The 14,373-nt window shown below is 54.0% G+C and carries 16 protein-coding genes; 12 read left to right on the top strand and 4 right to left on the bottom strand.

Going from position 1 to position 14,373, the window contains the following annotated elements; translation table 11 throughout:
• Positions 1–89: 89 nt before the first annotated feature.
• A complete protein-coding gene (gene modE / locus SGR01S_RS06720) occupies positions 90–881 on the bottom strand; it encodes a molybdenum-dependent transcriptional regulator (RefSeq protein WP_037421361.1) in 792 nt (263 codons plus the stop codon).
• 201 nt (positions 882–1,082) lie between these two features.
• Between modE and SGR01S_RS06725 the strand changes: the two genes are divergently transcribed.
• The 9 genes from SGR01S_RS06725 (at position 1,083) to modC (ending at position 9,848) form a co-directional block, all read left to right on the top strand.
• On the top strand, positions 1,083–3,251 hold the full coding sequence (locus SGR01S_RS06725; protein WP_061806904.1) for a TonB-dependent siderophore receptor: 2,169 nt from the start codon (positions 1,083–1,085) through the stop codon (positions 3,249–3,251).
• Positions 3,252–3,258: 7 nt separating this feature from the next.
• A complete protein-coding gene (locus tag SGR01S_RS06730; RefSeq protein WP_061806905.1) occupies positions 3,259–4,260 on the top strand; it encodes an ABC transporter substrate-binding protein in 1,002 nt (333 codons plus the stop codon).
• A gap of 1 nt (position 4,261) precedes the next feature.
• Positions 4,262–5,017, top strand: a complete 756-nt coding sequence (locus tag SGR01S_RS06735) for a class I SAM-dependent methyltransferase (RefSeq protein ID WP_061806906.1) — start codon at positions 4,262–4,264, stop codon at positions 5,015–5,017.
• Position 5,018: 1 nt separating this feature from the next.
• Complete coding sequence (locus SGR01S_RS06740) at positions 5,019–6,068, top strand: FecCD family ABC transporter permease (RefSeq protein WP_061806907.1); 1,050 nt, start codon at positions 5,019–5,021, stop codon at positions 6,066–6,068.
• Complete coding sequence (locus SGR01S_RS06745; protein WP_061806908.1) at positions 6,065–6,850, top strand: ABC transporter ATP-binding protein; 786 nt, start codon at positions 6,065–6,067, stop codon at positions 6,848–6,850. The genes SGR01S_RS06740 and SGR01S_RS06745 overlap by 4 nt, the downstream gene beginning before the upstream one ends.
• Positions 6,851–7,019: 169 nt before the next feature.
• Complete coding sequence (locus SGR01S_RS23650) at positions 7,020–7,163, top strand: AcrZ family multidrug efflux pump-associated protein (RefSeq protein WP_037421566.1); 144 nt, start codon at positions 7,020–7,022, stop codon at positions 7,161–7,163.
• 157 nt (positions 7,164–7,320) lie between these two features.
• A complete protein-coding gene (gene modA / locus SGR01S_RS06755; protein ID WP_061806909.1) occupies positions 7,321–8,094 on the top strand; it encodes a molybdate ABC transporter substrate-binding protein in 774 nt (257 codons plus the stop codon).
• Positions 8,091–8,780: a molybdate ABC transporter permease subunit gene (modB, locus tag SGR01S_RS06760; RefSeq protein ID WP_037421377.1), complete on the top strand. Its 690-nt coding sequence runs from the start codon at positions 8,091–8,093 to the stop codon at positions 8,778–8,780. Before modA ends, modB begins: the two co-directional genes overlap by 4 nt.
• Positions 8,781–9,848, top strand: coding sequence for a molybdenum ABC transporter ATP-binding protein ModC (modC, locus tag SGR01S_RS06765; RefSeq protein WP_061806910.1), 1,068 nt, complete (start codon positions 8,781–8,783; stop codon positions 9,846–9,848).
• Positions 9,849–9,890: 42 nt separating this feature from the next.
• Here modC and SGR01S_RS06770 read toward each other — a convergent pair whose 3' ends face one another.
• Positions 9,891–10,715 (bottom strand): pyridoxal phosphatase, encoded by an 825-nt coding sequence (locus SGR01S_RS06770; protein ID WP_037421382.1) that lies wholly within the window; start codon positions 10,713–10,715, stop codon positions 9,891–9,893.
• A 178-nt stretch (positions 10,716–10,893) separates the two neighbouring features.
• Here SGR01S_RS06770 and pgl point away from each other — a divergent pair, with 178 nt between their 5' ends.
• Entirely contained in the window at positions 10,894–11,898 is a 1,005-nt protein-coding gene (gene pgl, locus SGR01S_RS06775) for a 6-phosphogluconolactonase (protein ID WP_061806911.1), read from the top strand.
• Between the two features lie 228 nt (positions 11,899–12,126).
• On the opposite strand, the gene SGR01S_RS06780 is transcribed toward pgl, so the two are convergent.
• Positions 12,127–12,609 (bottom strand): kinase inhibitor, encoded by a 483-nt coding sequence (locus tag SGR01S_RS06780; protein ID WP_037421388.1) that lies wholly within the window; start codon positions 12,607–12,609, stop codon positions 12,127–12,129.
• 33 nt (positions 12,610–12,642) lie between these two features.
• A complete protein-coding gene (dmeF, locus tag SGR01S_RS06785; RefSeq protein WP_073963417.1) occupies positions 12,643–13,611 on the bottom strand; it encodes a CDF family Co(II)/Ni(II) efflux transporter DmeF in 969 nt (322 codons plus the stop codon).
• A 78-nt stretch (positions 13,612–13,689) separates the two neighbouring features.
• Here dmeF and SGR01S_RS06790 point away from each other — a divergent pair, with 78 nt between their 5' ends.
• Both SGR01S_RS06790 and SGR01S_RS06795 read left to right on the top strand, forming a co-directional pair.
• Positions 13,690–13,965, top strand: a complete 276-nt coding sequence (locus tag SGR01S_RS06790; RefSeq protein ID WP_037421394.1) for a metal/formaldehyde-sensitive transcriptional repressor — start codon at positions 13,690–13,692, stop codon at positions 13,963–13,965.
• A 2-nt stretch (positions 13,966–13,967) separates the two neighbouring features.
• A complete protein-coding gene (locus SGR01S_RS06795; RefSeq protein ID WP_061806913.1) occupies positions 13,968–14,369 on the top strand; it encodes a YkvA family protein in 402 nt (133 codons plus the stop codon).
• Positions 14,370–14,373: the final 4 nt, after the last annotated feature.

Raw genomic sequence — 14,373 nt, forward strand, 5'->3', positions numbered from 1 at the left:
ACCTGTTCCTTTTTATGCAATTATTTTGTTTAGAAATAGGCGCATTGCAAGGTGATGTCAATCGGCAAAAATGCAACGTAACGTTGCGTTTAACACAACGTGGCTACGATCACCCGGTCTGCGTTAAACAAGGCGTATACCGTGCTGCCTGGACGTAATTTAAGTTGTTGCAGCTCAGGGTTGGCCACGGTGGCACACAGGGTTTCACCGCCCGTCAGCGTTACCAGTACTTCGCTGTGATCGGTGCCGGGCTGAATACTGGCGACCACACCTGCCAGGGAGTTGTCTGCGGCACCCGCCAACGCGGGATCGGTATTCAGCTTTACCCAAGGGGCCTTAATCAATGCCAGCACTTCTTTACCGGGTGAGAGTTGCAGTCTATCGGCACTCTGTTGGGTAATCGCCGCACTGAGACGGGTTTTGCCGTCGTTAAGTAAAATATCGAGGTGTTGTTGTACTTGCTGGTGATCGCGTTCGATAACCGTGCCAAAGAACTGGTTACGCGCACTGGTTTGCAGCGAAAAACGTGAGATTGCTGCCAAAAGACTGTCGAGCGGCAGGTTGTCTTGTTGCAGCACATCGAAGGCTTTTTGCTGGATCTGTCCCAAGAGGTCGTAAAGCTGGATCAGCCGCTCGCCGTAATGGGTCACCTGCGCGCCACCGCCGCCTTTACCCCCTGTCGCACGCTCAACCACAGTCTGTTCTGCCAACTGGTTCATGTCGTTAATCGCATCCCAGGCGCTTTTATAGCTGATACCTGCCAGCTTAGCGCCCTGGCTAATGGAACCTGTGTGTCGGACCTGTTTAAGCAGCGCGATACGGCGTGGATCGGCGAACAGTTTTTGCTGGAGTTTTAGAGTAAGAAGAATTTCGGCCTGCATAACGCGTCCTGTCGGCTGCAAAAGTCTTATTGTCGCTGATTTAGCAGCAAAGCGCCAAAGGATGGATCGTTGGTTGTCGTGGAGGAGTGCACAAGGACAATAAAACTGGTGATTGATATTTGATATGTTATAACATAACTAAAAATATAAAGATGGCCTCAGGCCTCGCCACGTTTTTATTTCACCACAGGGATGCTGTAAATGAGTGCTGCACGCAGGCGTTTCGTCACGCCAGGAAAATCACTTTGCTGTCTGATTACCACTTTGTTTTTTCTCTTGTCGGATACCGTTCTGGCCGCCGTCAACGACTGTGACAAAGCGGACAAGTCACTGCGCTGTGAAGACAGTGTTACCGTAGAAGCATCAACTGCGCCTCAAAGCACATACGGTTCATTAGACGCGGTCACACAGGCGGCTTCACGTTTGGGGCTGACCAGCCAGGAAACGCCACGCAGTGTGGACGTTATCAACCGGCAGGCTATTGAGCAGCGTGGAGACCAAACACTGGCTGATGTGGTCGAACACGCGACCGGTATGTCTGGCGTGGCTTCACCTACGCTGAGTAATAACTTTTCGCTACGTGGTTTTAGGCCGGTCTCTTGGTTGTTTAACGGTGTCGAAACGCCTGGCAGTACGATCCAGTTGGCGGATCCCTCCCACTACGACAGCGTTGAGGTTCTGCGCGGCCCTGGCTCAGTGCTAAATGGGCTGAGTGCTGCTGGCGGTAGCGTCAATTTGGTTTCGCGCCAGCCAACGTTTAGTCGCCAGCCTGTTGAGCTTGACTACGGTTTGTCTAGCTACAACAGTCAGCGTCTGCATATTGGTGCTGGCGGTGCGCTTTTGGACGATGTGGCGGCTTATCGTCTGGATATCAGCGGCAGCGACAACGGTACCAACGTCCAATATGAACGCGATAAACAGAAACGAGTGTCTGGTGCCTTACTGTTTAAACTGACAGAAAATGCCCTGCTCACGCTAAGTTTGGACCGTATGCTGAACCGTACTACCAATCCTTACTACGGCACACCGCTGGTGGACGGACGCATTGCCCGCGAACTGCGCGATATCAACTACAACAACCTGACTGACAGTCGGATCCAGAGCAATGCCACTTCGTTCCAGGCCAGTTTGGACTGGTTCACCACGCCGGAAATCGAGCTGCATAACCAGTTCTATTACTACAGCGGTTTTCGTGAGTGGCACAATGTAGAACGTTTTCGTACGTCGGCCGCAACCCAACCTGGCTATGTTAATCGCGATTCTTTCGGGGCGTTGGCCCATGATGATGATCTAATTGGCAACCGCAGTTCACTGGTGTTTGATCGGCCGCTGGGTGGTTTTGATAACCGGTTGGTGATCGGTGTTGATGTGAGCAAACGCCGCTTCCAGTACTACTCTAACGGCTTTCCCGGTTCTGAGGACGTTTCGCTGCTGGCTCCGGTCAGAGAAGATTTCTCGCAGGGAACCGACCGTCAGCGTTCCCCCGTTCGTCACGTCACGCAAAACCAGTACGCGGGATTTTTGGAAGACCATTTCAGTCTGACTGAGCGCTTAACCTTGCTGGGGCAACTGCGTTACAACCATATGCTGATGGATTGGCATTTCCAAAGCCCACAAGAGGAAGCCCATAAGCATACCTACGTGTTTAGCGTCTGGAGCCTGGGGCCCAGTTATGCGTTAACCGATAATCTTAATGTCTACGCTAACTACACCACGGGTCAGGAACCCGGCAACGATCTGTTCTTTTTAAGCCCGACACAAACCGGTTTGCCGCTAACCCGGACGCGCCAGTGGGAAATGGGTGCCAAGGGCCAGTTTTGGGAAAATAAGGGGGAAGCGACACTGGCGTTGTACGAGCTGCGTAAGGACAACTTATTTGTGCCCAATGCACAGCAGCCGGATACCTTGAATGCTGTCGGTCGACAGACTTCGCGCGGTGTTGAGTTAAGTGTAATGCTGCGACCAAGCTGGCAATGGGAACTGGCTGCCAATGCGGCCTATACACACGCCCGCTACGATGAATACCGTGGCGGTAGCCCGTTACGTAGCTATAACGGCAATCGTCCGGCTTACATTCCTGACTGGACCGCCAATCTTACTGCGCGTTACAAGCCGACGGAGTCACTGGGGCTAACTTCATCGCTGCGCTATGTAGGGAGCAGTTATAACGACGATGCCAACCAGCGCAAAATGCCGGCCTACACCACGCTCGATCTGGCAGCAGACTATCAACTAACCCCGATCGTTAACCTAGGCGTTCGTATCAGAAATGCCACCAACCAACTGTATGCCTACCAGCGTACTTACCCGGATCAGGTACTGATTGCGCCGTCGCGTACCTATGAAAGCTTTATTTCGGTGAGGTTCTGATAGCGCCATGCCGTCGATAATCCGCCTGTTGTGCGCACTTGGGGTGGTGATTAGCACATTGGTGCAGGCTAAGCCTGTGACGTTGAGCAACTGTGGCCAACAATACCGTTACCCGGTGGTGCCTGAACGCGTACTGGTGTACGCGAATCCTGCGCTGGAAAATATGCTGGCTCTGGGACTCGTGGCGCGTGTTGTTGGCATTATTGGCTATGACTACGCGCAGGATACTGTGCCTTCTTCTGCGTCAGCAGGATGGGATAAGGTCCTGAGTAAGCTATCAGCCACCGCACCGCCAGCGGCGGAGCCCTTGCTGTTATTGAATCCGGATTTTATCTACTCGGCCAGCTACTACTGGCTCAATAGCCCGGAAACCCCTAATCGCGAACGGCTAACAGAGTGGGGGATCGCGACGTATCTCTCGCCCAATGTCTGTGGGGGACAGCAAAGCACGGTAAACTCAGTAGCGAGCTTCGACGGCATTTTTGCCGAGCTGAGAGATATTGCCCGCATTTTTAACGTCTCGCGTCACGCCGAAACGTTAATCCAGCATCAGCAAGCTCAGCTGCGAGAACTTAGGCTACAGGCGGCATCACTTCCTCATCAGCGATTGCTTTGGTGGTATGCCGGTACCCAAACCCCTTATGTGGCAGGCTGCTGCGGTGCACCGTCGCTGCTAACCCAGCAGGTTGGCAGCGAAAATCTATTTGCCGATCTGCCAGCACTTTGGCCTACCGTCTCTTGGGAAACCATCGCGGCCCGTGATCCTGATGTGATTGTGCTTGGCGATTTGCCCCGCGGCGGCCTCGGCGACAGTGCCAAAGACAAAATCCATTTTTTAGAGCATCACCCGCTAACGGCAACCCTGCGCGCCGTACGGCAAAAACACTACGTCATCTTGCCCGGTTATGACCTGGATCCCTCGGTCCGTACGGTCCCGGCTTTGCATCGTTTAATCATGGGCCTGCAGCAACAGGTCTCACCATTGCCCATTCCCAATAAGGAACCCTGATATGTCCTCCTTTTCATTCTCTTCACTGCTGGCCTCGTGGGATCAACAACAAGGGGCCTACATCGCCGAGCGGGAAGCGCGTTTCAATGCACAACTGGATGTACTGGAACTCTCGGCAGGTCAGGATTTTCATGTGCTGGATCTGGCCTGTGGGCCTGGCTCACTCAGCTTGCGTATCCTTCAGCGCTTCCCGAAAGCCAAGGTAACGGCAATGGATCTTGATCCGTTATTGCTGGCAATTGCCCGTGGCGCCTTGGCGGAATACGGCGATCGGATCCGTATCCTTCAGGCCGATCTCGCCGATCCTGACTGCTTTTCATTGCTGAGTGGCCCCGCACCGCAGGCGGCAGTTTCCAGTACCGCACTGCATTGGCTAATGCCGGAGCAATTGGGGGTTTTGTATCGCAACATTGTTGAATTATTGCCCGACGGTGGCGTGTTTTTGAATGCTGATCACCAGCGTTTTGATCATCGGCACCCGCGCATTAAGGCGTTCGCGAAGCAACACGATGACCAGACGCAACAACGGGCCTGGCAAAACGGTGTCGAAGACTGGGATCAGTGGTTTGCCAACGTGCAGCAATTGCCGGAATTGGCGCAATATCGGCAACAGAGGGAAAGCCTGTTCGCCGGGCGACCAGTACCTCCTGCAGCAGCATTGGACTTTCACGTCGCCAGTTTGATACAGGCCGGTTTTAAAGAGGCAGGGCCAGTCTGGCAATTGCTGGATGACTACGTGATTGCAGGCTGGAAATAGCATGGATGGGTCCGTACGTCGCCGTTTCACTCGCCTACCGCGATGCTCTGGGGGCTGCTGGTTGTTAATGCTCACCCTCGCGTTGCCGCTGTTTTTACTGGGTGCGTCGTTGTATGGACCGGCCCCTATATCGCTGCAGGATGCATGGCATATTTTATCTGACCCCGGTGCTGTTAATGCCTCCGGAAACACTGAGGTTTACCAACGGATAATCTGGTCGCTGAGAATGCCAAGAGCTTTGCTGGCTGCGGTAGCTGGCGCCGGATTGGCATTGGCCGGCACTCTCCTGCAATCACTGACACGCAACCCACTGGCCGATCCTTGGGTATTGGGGATCTCTTCCGGTGCAGGTGTGGGCGCGGTTCTTGTGCTTGTTTTGGGCATTGGCGGGGGGCTGTTGTCGGTGCCAGGTGGGGCATTTATCGGTGCGGCCGGAGCGTTTGCGCTGGTTTTACTGCTCGCCGGGCGTTCTCTGCATGCTGAGTCATCGTTGTTTATTCTGGCTGGCGTCGCTGTTACACAGCTGCTTTCAGCTTTGACTTCGCTAATTACCCTGTGGCAGGCGGACGCCAATGCCACTCGTGGCGTAATGTTTTGGCTGCTGGGTTCTTTCAGTGATGCGCGTTGGCCGCAGGTCGGCCTGATCACGTTGCTGCTGGTGGCGGCGTTATTAATTTGCTGGATGAGGGCAGGGGAGCTGGATGCTCTGGCTTTTGGTGGCCTGACCGCAGCCTCTTTGGGGGTGGCGGTGGTACCACTGAAGCTGCTGCTGTATGTCACTACTATGGCGCTGACCGCGGTGATTGTTGCGTTCAGCGGTGCAGTGGGGTTTATCGGACTGACAGTGCCCCATGTCGCCAGGCTGCTGGTTGGGCCACGCCACCGGTTGTTACTGCCAGCCAGTGCATTGTGCGGTGCGCTGTTTGCCGTTGCAGCAGATACGCTGGCCAGAACCTTGTTTGCGCCTCGTGAGTTACCGGTTGGAGTACTGACTGCGTTGTTAGGCGTCCCGGTGTTTCTGGCATTGTTATATCGGAAAATAAACGCATGAGGGTTGAACGCGAAGTATCCGGGTTGCGTGCTGAACATTTAGGGTGGTCAACGCCGGAAAATTCAGTGCTAAACAACCTCAGTTTTCAGGTCCGCCCCGGTGAAGTTACTGGTGTGCTCGGCATTAACGGGAGTGGAAAATCCACGCTACTCAAACTATTGGCGGGGTTGCTTCCGCCCAGCCGAGGGCGAATTTATCTGCAGGAGACGGATATTGCTACGTTGAAGGGGCACGAGCGGGCGAAACGGATGACTTTCCTCGAACAGTCCGGACCCAGTGCGTTTGCCATACCGGTAAAAGACGTGGTGTTGCTTGGGCGCTTGGTCTATGCCAGCCGTTGGGTGGGATTTAGTGCAGAAGATTATCGCATTGCCGGACAGGCCATGGAGCAAGTGGGAATTTCATCGCTTGCCGAGCGAGAATGGCATCAGTTGTCAGGCGGCGAGCAGCAGCGTGTCCATCTGGCACGCGCATTGGCACAGCAAACGCCGTGGCTGCTGCTGGATGAACCCGCTAATCATCTTGATATTGCCCACCAACATCAGTTTATGGCTTTGCTGCGACGTTTGGGCATCAGCGTGGTGGTATCTCTGCACGATCTGAATTTAGCGGCCTGTTACTGTGACCGATTGATGTTGTTAAAAGAGGGCGGTTTGCATGCTTTTGGCCCATCGCGGCAGGTGCTGACACCTGAGACGATTAGCGACGTGTATGGTGTAAACGCCCGTTTGGCATCGGTGAGCGATTATGCTGCACCGCTGATCTATTATCCTGCCCAATAACGTCTATTGGGCGTCGGAATTCCGCATTGCTGCACAAATGGCACGTTTGGCCGGTTACAAATTTCATACAGCCTTTAAAATAACCACGTTTTACTGTGTATTTTGGTTTAAAGTAAAGCTTACGTGGCGGTGTTCATTACCGCTCAATGGGCAGTTAAGTGAGGCTACCATGTTGGAATTATTGGAAAGTTTGCTGTTCGCCGTCGTGATGGTACCGATTGTGATGGCTATCATTCTCGGTTTGATCTACGGTTTGGGTGAGGTGTTCAACATCTTCTCCAAAGTGGGCCATTCTAAAGAGAATCGCACCTAGCACCACCCCTTCCCTATACCCGTCGGCACCGTTCGGCGGGTGTTTCTCAAGTTATGTCCCACTCTGCCGATAAACCGCATGACAAGCTTCTGCGCGACGTTATATTATTTTTTATATAACGAAGAGTGATAATGCACGTTAACTTGCGGAGAAAACAATGAAACAGCAATGGACTAAGTGGGTCGGCGGTATCGTATTAGCATCCGGTATGGTCATGCAGGCGTCTGCGGCAGAAAAAATTACCGTTTTTGCAGCAGCATCGCTGACTAACGCGCTGCAGGACATCGCAACTCAATATCAGAAAGGCAAGGATGTCCAGGTGGTGTCTTCATTCGCCTCTTCCTCCACGTTGGCACGTCAGATTGAGCAGGGCGCTCCCGCTGATTTGTTTATCTCCGCCGATCAGCAGTGGATGGATTATGCCATCGACAAACAGCAGATGGTTAAAGACACGCGCTATACCCTGTTGGGTAACGAATTGGTGCTGATCGCAGCTAAAGACACCAAACAGGCTAAAATTACACTCGATAAACAGACCGATTGGACAAAACTGCTCAATGGCGGCCGTCTGTCGGTGGGCGATCCGGATCACGTACCGGCCGGTATCTATGCCAAGGAAGCATTGCAAAACCTCGGTGCCTGGACTGCATTGGAACCTAAGCTGGCACGCGCCAACAACGTACGTAGCGCTATGGCGTTAGTGGAACGTGGTGAAGCGCCACTGGGCATTGTGTATGGTTCAGACGCGGTAGCCAGTGATAAAGTCAGCGTTGTGGCCATCTTCCCAGAAGACAGCCATAAACCGGTTGAATACCCGATGGCGATTGTTAAAGGCCATCAAACACCCGCTGTTAGCGCATTCTACAGCTACCTGAAGGGCCCAGAAGCGGCCGCTATTTTCAAACATTATGGATTCTCCCCGCGTAAATGATGTTGAGTGAGTACGAATGGCAGGCGGTAGAACTGAGCCTGAAAGTGTCCGCCCTGGCGGTAGTATGTAGCTTACCCTTCGGCATTCTGATGGCTTGGGTGTTGGTACGCTGCCGTTTCCCCGGCAAGTCACTGCTGGACAGTATTATTCATCTGCCGTTGGTGCTACCGCCTGTGGTGGTCGGCTATTTATTGCTGATCGCCATGGGGCGGCGCGGCGTGATTGGCGAATGGCTGTATGACTGGTTTGGTTTCAGTTTCAGCTTTAGTTGGCGTGGTGCTGCCTTGGCTTCTGCTGTGGTGGCATTTCCGCTCATGGTACGTGCTATTCGGTTAGCGCTGGAAGCGGTGGATACCCGTTTAGAGCAGGCGGCCCGTACGCTTGGTGCTAACCCGTGGCGAGTGTTTTTCACCATCACGTTGCCATTGTCGTTACCCGGAGTCATTGTTGGTGTGGTGTTGGCTTTTGCTCGCTCATTGGGTGAGTTCGGTGCCACCATTACCTTTGTTTCCAATATTCCTGGTGAAACGCGCACCATCCCGCTGGCGATGTATACCCTGATAGAAACACCGGGGGCAGAAGCCGCCGCCGCACGCTTGTGTGTGATTGCTATCGTGTTGTCACTGGTTTCACTGATGGTTTCCGAGTGGCTAGTCCGCTGGGGTCGCAAACGGATGGGCGTGTAAATGCTGGAACTGGACTTTTCCCAACGCCTTGGCGATCTGAACCTCAATGTCCGCGCCGATCTGCCTGCCCAGGGGATTACTGCCATCTTTGGTTTATCTGGCGCCGGTAAAACCTCATTAATTAACGCCGTCGGTGGTCTGACTCGTCTGCAACAGGGGCGTATTGTGCTCAATGGCCGCACACTGGTGGATACCGACCGGGGCCTTTGTCTTCCACCAGAAAAACGCCGTATTGGCTATGTGTTCCAGGACGCGCGTCTGTTCCCGCATTACCGGGTGCGCGGCAACCTGCAATACGGCATGGCCGCCGGCATGCGCAAACAGTTCGACAGCATTGTTGAGCTATTGGGGATCGGTCCGCTGCTCAATCGCCTGCCGTTGACGCTGTCAGGGGGGGAGAAACAGCGAGTGGCGATTGGCCGCGCTTTGCTGACTGCACCAGAACTGTTGTTGATGGATGAACCGTTGGCGTCACTGGATCTACCCCGTAAGCGCGAGTTGCTACCCTATTTGGAGCGGCTGGCACAGGATGTCAATATCCCCATCCTCTACGTTAGCCATAGCATGGATGAAATTCTGCAGTTGGCGGAGCAGGTGATGGTGTTGGATAACGGCCAGGTAAGGGCATTCGGTGGGTTGGAGGAGGTGTGGGCCAGCAGTGCATTGCGTCCGTGGTTACAGCGTGAAGATCAGAGCAGCGTGTTGCGTGTCAGTGTGATCGAACATCACACGCGCTATGCGATGACTGCACTAGCATTAGGTGATCAACGTCTATGGGTCAGCGGCGTTGATGCGGCACTGGGGGCTCAACTGCGTATACGCATTAATGCCGCCGATGTTTCGTTGGTATTACAACCGCCGGTCAACAGCAGTATTCGCAACGTTTTGCCAGCCAAGGTGACCGAGTGCCTGGAGGTAAATGGGCAGGTAGAGGTGAAACTGGCAGTAGGGGAAAGCGTACTGTGGGCGCGGATTACACCGTGGGCACGAGACGAACTGGCGATCAGGCCAGGACAGTGGTTGTATGCACAGGTCAAAAGCGTGTCGATCAGCCGCGAAGCACGCTGAATAATACCCTCCCATCTAATATAGAAGAGAGGGCATTGCATTTTACTGACCCAGTACCCGCGTGCGGATCACCTCGGCGATACCGGGTTGCAGGTGATCGGCGATCACCAGATCGGCACGTTGTTTGATGGCATCATCGGCATTGCCCATTGCCACACCCAACCCCACCGCTTCCAGCATACTGAGATCGTTGTAGTTATCCCCGAAGGCCACCACCTGATCCATGCTCAGGCCCTGTGACTCGACCCATTGCTGCAAGCGTTTCCCTTTGCTGTTACCGCCTTTGGCGATGTCGACCTGATCGTGCCACGACCATTCACACGCTAACCCCAGTTCTTTTTCCACTGTTTCAGCAAAGTTGCGTAGCGCAGGGATATCGGCATGTGACGTGGCGAACTTCCAGATGGACTTCGCTTCATCGGCTGCCTGAACCAGGCTATTGACCTGTAGCAGCGTTGGGCGTTGCGCTGGTGGCAGGGTTTCCGCCCAGGCTAATGAACGGGTGACGTGACCACTCGGATCCTGATACAGCATGGCATCATCTACGTACATCAGACCATGGATGTCGCTTTGTTTTAGCATCTGCAGAACCAACCGGGCCTGATCTTTTTCCAGTGGATCGGCAGCCAACACTTTTTTCTGCTGGAAGTCATACAGATAGGTACCGTTGCAGCAGATCGCTGGGGTATCTATCTCCAGCGCCTGATAGAACGGATGGATCGCGACATGATGGCGACCGGTGACTACCACTACTTTGACGCCGGCGGCACGCGCTTCAGCCAGGGCTGCCAGTGACTGCGGTAATATGCGTTTTTGGGTATCCAGCAAGGTGCCATCCAGATCGAGGGCAATGACGCGGTAGCTCATAGGGATCTCATTATCGTTAGCAACAAAATTAAACCGATGGTACACCGGATAAGCGATGGATAAAACCGCACATATTTCATCTACAACACAGGGTTGTTATGTCACGGATGTGAGGTAAGCTAGGGGAAACCGAAAAACCTGAAACCGGTTTCTCTTTTACCCTATTCGAGGAGAATACATGAAGCAAATCGTTTATGTCGCCAGCCCGGAAAGCCAACAAATTCACGTGTGGCAGTTAAGCGACTCGGGGGCGTTAGAGTTGCTGCAGACCGTCGAGGCCCCGGGCCAGGTACAACCGATGGCGATCCATCCGGACAGAACGCATCTGTACGTGGGTGTGCGTCCGGCTTTCGGTATTGTCAGCTACCGCATTGAGGCGGACGGCAAACTGCAACAGGCCGGTATGGCGCCGCTGCCAGGCAGCCCAACCCATATTTCTACCGATTTGCAGGGGCGTTATCTGTTCTCCGCTTCTTACAGCGGCAACTGTGCCAGCGTCAGCCCTATCGGCCATGACGGCGTGGTGGTAGCGCCTATCCAGCAGATCGACGGTTTGACCGCGCCGCACTCGGCCAATATCGACCCAACCAATCAACTGTTGCTGGTGCCTTGTCTGAAAGAAGATCGCATCCGCCTGTTTAATCTGGACTTGCAAGGCGAACTGACGCCACACAGCCAGGAAGCGGTGGCGACTGCCAGTGGGGCAGGCCCGCGTCATATGGCATTCCACCATAACGACAAATATGCCTACTGCGTGAATGAGTTGGATGGAACGGTAGACGTGCTCGCCATCAGCGAAAACGGCGGCAAATATACTCTGGTGCAAACGCTGGATATCATGCCGTCCGATTTCAACGGCACCCGCTGGGCGGCGGATATTCATATCACGCCAAACGGCCGCTTCCTGTACACCAGTGACCGCACCGCCAGTATTCTGACTATTTTCAGCGTATCCGAAGATGGCAGTACCTTGTCGGTGGTTGGTTATCATCCGACTGAGGAACAGCCGCGCGGCTTCAATATCGACCACAGCGGCCGTTTTGTGATTTCGTCCGGTCAGAAGTCCGGTCATATCGGGGTGTATGAGATTGATCAGGCCAGCGGCAAGCTGACCACATTGGCACGGTACCCGGTAGGAAAAGGGCCGATGTGGGTAAGCTTGTTAGATACCCGTCATACTTGATGCTGCCTCTGTGCTGGCTGCATTTGCTCACCCCAGTCACTTACTTGAGTAAGCGCCTGGGGACTCACAAATTTGCCGCTTTGATGCAACTCCAATTATTTAGGGTATAGAAAGAGAGTATTACGCACGGTATGGCATGTAGGGGAGTAAGCAGGCTTTCGCTACATTATGTTTATTAACGCCGAATCCACATCTCCATCGGGGCGGATATACCCGCCCCGAGCCATATCAGCTGTATTTCACCGTCAGTGTGGCACTTCCAAGGCTATGGAAGTGCACGTTAAAACCAACCAGCGCGCCGCTGGAGCCTTCATCTACCTCAATACTTTCTACGTCCAGCGCATGCACGGTGAAGTGATAACGGTGACTTTCGCCCTGTGGTGGGGCCGCGCCGCCGTAACCGGCAGAACCAAAGTCGGTGCGGGTCTGGATAGCACCGGCTGGTAAACCCCCTTTACCTGAGCCTGCACCCTGTGGCAGTTCGCGCGTCGCCGCCGGGATATTGGCTACCACCCAATGCCACCAGCCTGAACCCGTCGGGGCATCGGGATCGTATACCGAAATCACAAAACTCTTGGTGCCTTCCGGCACGCCATCCCAGGCCAGATGCGGAGATAGGTTATCGCCGTGATAACCCATGCCGTTAAAGACCTGGCGTTCCGGCATTTTTGCGCCGTCCTGAAGATCGTTGCTGTACAAACGAAAAGTCATGCTGACTCCCTATTGTCGGTAAAAGCAGAGTCCCTAAGCTAGACTGTTTTGCCGGAACAATACAACCCCCTGCGCTAGCGGCGGCCGATTGATCTCTACCGTGATATGCACCAGTTCATCGTGGATGGCCAATAGTTGGCGCACTCTGTCGGCGGTAAGGGCGTTGTCAGCACTGCTCAGGGCCAGCACGCATTGATACTTACCTTTACCGATGCGGCCAAGATGCAAATCGGTAATCGCCAGCGTGTGGCCAGAGTCGGCCAACACCTGACGGATTTCTTCCGCTACCGGTGCGTCCATTTCGGCATCCAGCAGGATCTTGCCGCTATCTCGCATCAGGCTATAGGCCCAAGCCGCGACCAATATTGCCCCGACAATCCCCATCAGTGGGTCGAGCCAACTGGCCCCCCACAGCTTGCCGCCAAACAGGGCGACTATTGCCAACACTGAAGTTGCCGCATCGGCGATCACATGAATATACGCAGAGCGCAGGTTAAGATCCTGATGGTGGTCATGAGTATGACCATGATGATGGTGGTCATGGCCACCACCGCGTAACAGCCAGGCGCAGGCCAGGTTGACGCCCAATCCCACGATGCCGATAGCAATCGCCTGGTTGTAATGTATTGGGCTAGGGTTCAGCAGGTGTTCCACAGATTGAAACAGCATCAGTGCAGCAACCAGCACCAGTAAGACCGCGCTGGTATAACCGGCCAGTACCTCGATTTTCCAGGTGCCGAGGCTGAATCTGCGGTCTTTTGCCAGCCTGCGTGCGGCGCTATAGGCTAATACCGAAAGGCCCAACGCCAGCGCGTGCGAACTCATGTGCCAACCATCAGCTAACAGCGCCATTGAGTTGAACATCCAGCCGCCAGCAATTTCAATCACCATCATACTGGCGGTGAGTATCACGGCCCATCTGGTATTCCTTTCTGCCAATGGGTTACCATCGTCGAAAACGTGGCTGTGCTCGCGGTGCAAAGCGGGGGCGTGTGACGTCATAATCTGGGATCTCAACGAAGTGAATAACGTATAAATATACTATACCCCAGTATACTAAATAACAATTGGATGATGCCGATGAGCCATACCATTAAAGATCAGAAAAAACTGTTAGCGCGGGTGCGCCGCATAAAAGGACAGGCGGAAGCGCTGGAGAGAGCACTGGAGAATGGCGGCGAATGTTCTGCTATTCTGCAGCAGATTGCGGCGGTACGTGGCGCAGTAAACGGTTTGATGGCGCAGGTGCTGGAAGGGCACGTGCGTGAACATCTGACTGCGGAAGATGCAACGCCACAGCAACGCGAACAAGATATCGAACAATTGATGACAGTTTTACGTTCTTATATGAAGTGACCATGATTTCATTAAAAAAACGCACGCCGTGGTTTGGCTGGCTGCGCCGCTGGGCCAAGGGTATCAAGCGCGACATTTATGCACTGTGGTTGGCGGCCCGCGACCGGCGTACGCCATGGTATGCGAAGTTGATTGCCTTGTTGGTTGCAGGATATGCCGTGTCACCCATAGATCTGATTCCAGATTTTATCCCGGTTTTGGGTTATCTGGACGACGTAATCATTGTGCCGTTGGGTATCATGCTGGCGGTACGCCTGATCCCCAAGCCGTTGATGGCGGAGTTTCGTGAGAAAGCACAGCAACGCATCGATAATCCTACTGGCCGCATGGCGGCAGCATTGATTATTGTACTGTGGGTGTTGTGTCTGGTGATGCTGGCCCGCTATTTGGACCAGCATTGGTAATTGA

The organism is Serratia grimesii NBRC 13537, from assembly GCF_001590905.1.
GTDB classification, from domain to species: Bacteria; Pseudomonadota; Gammaproteobacteria; order Enterobacterales; family Enterobacteriaceae; genus Serratia; species Serratia grimesii.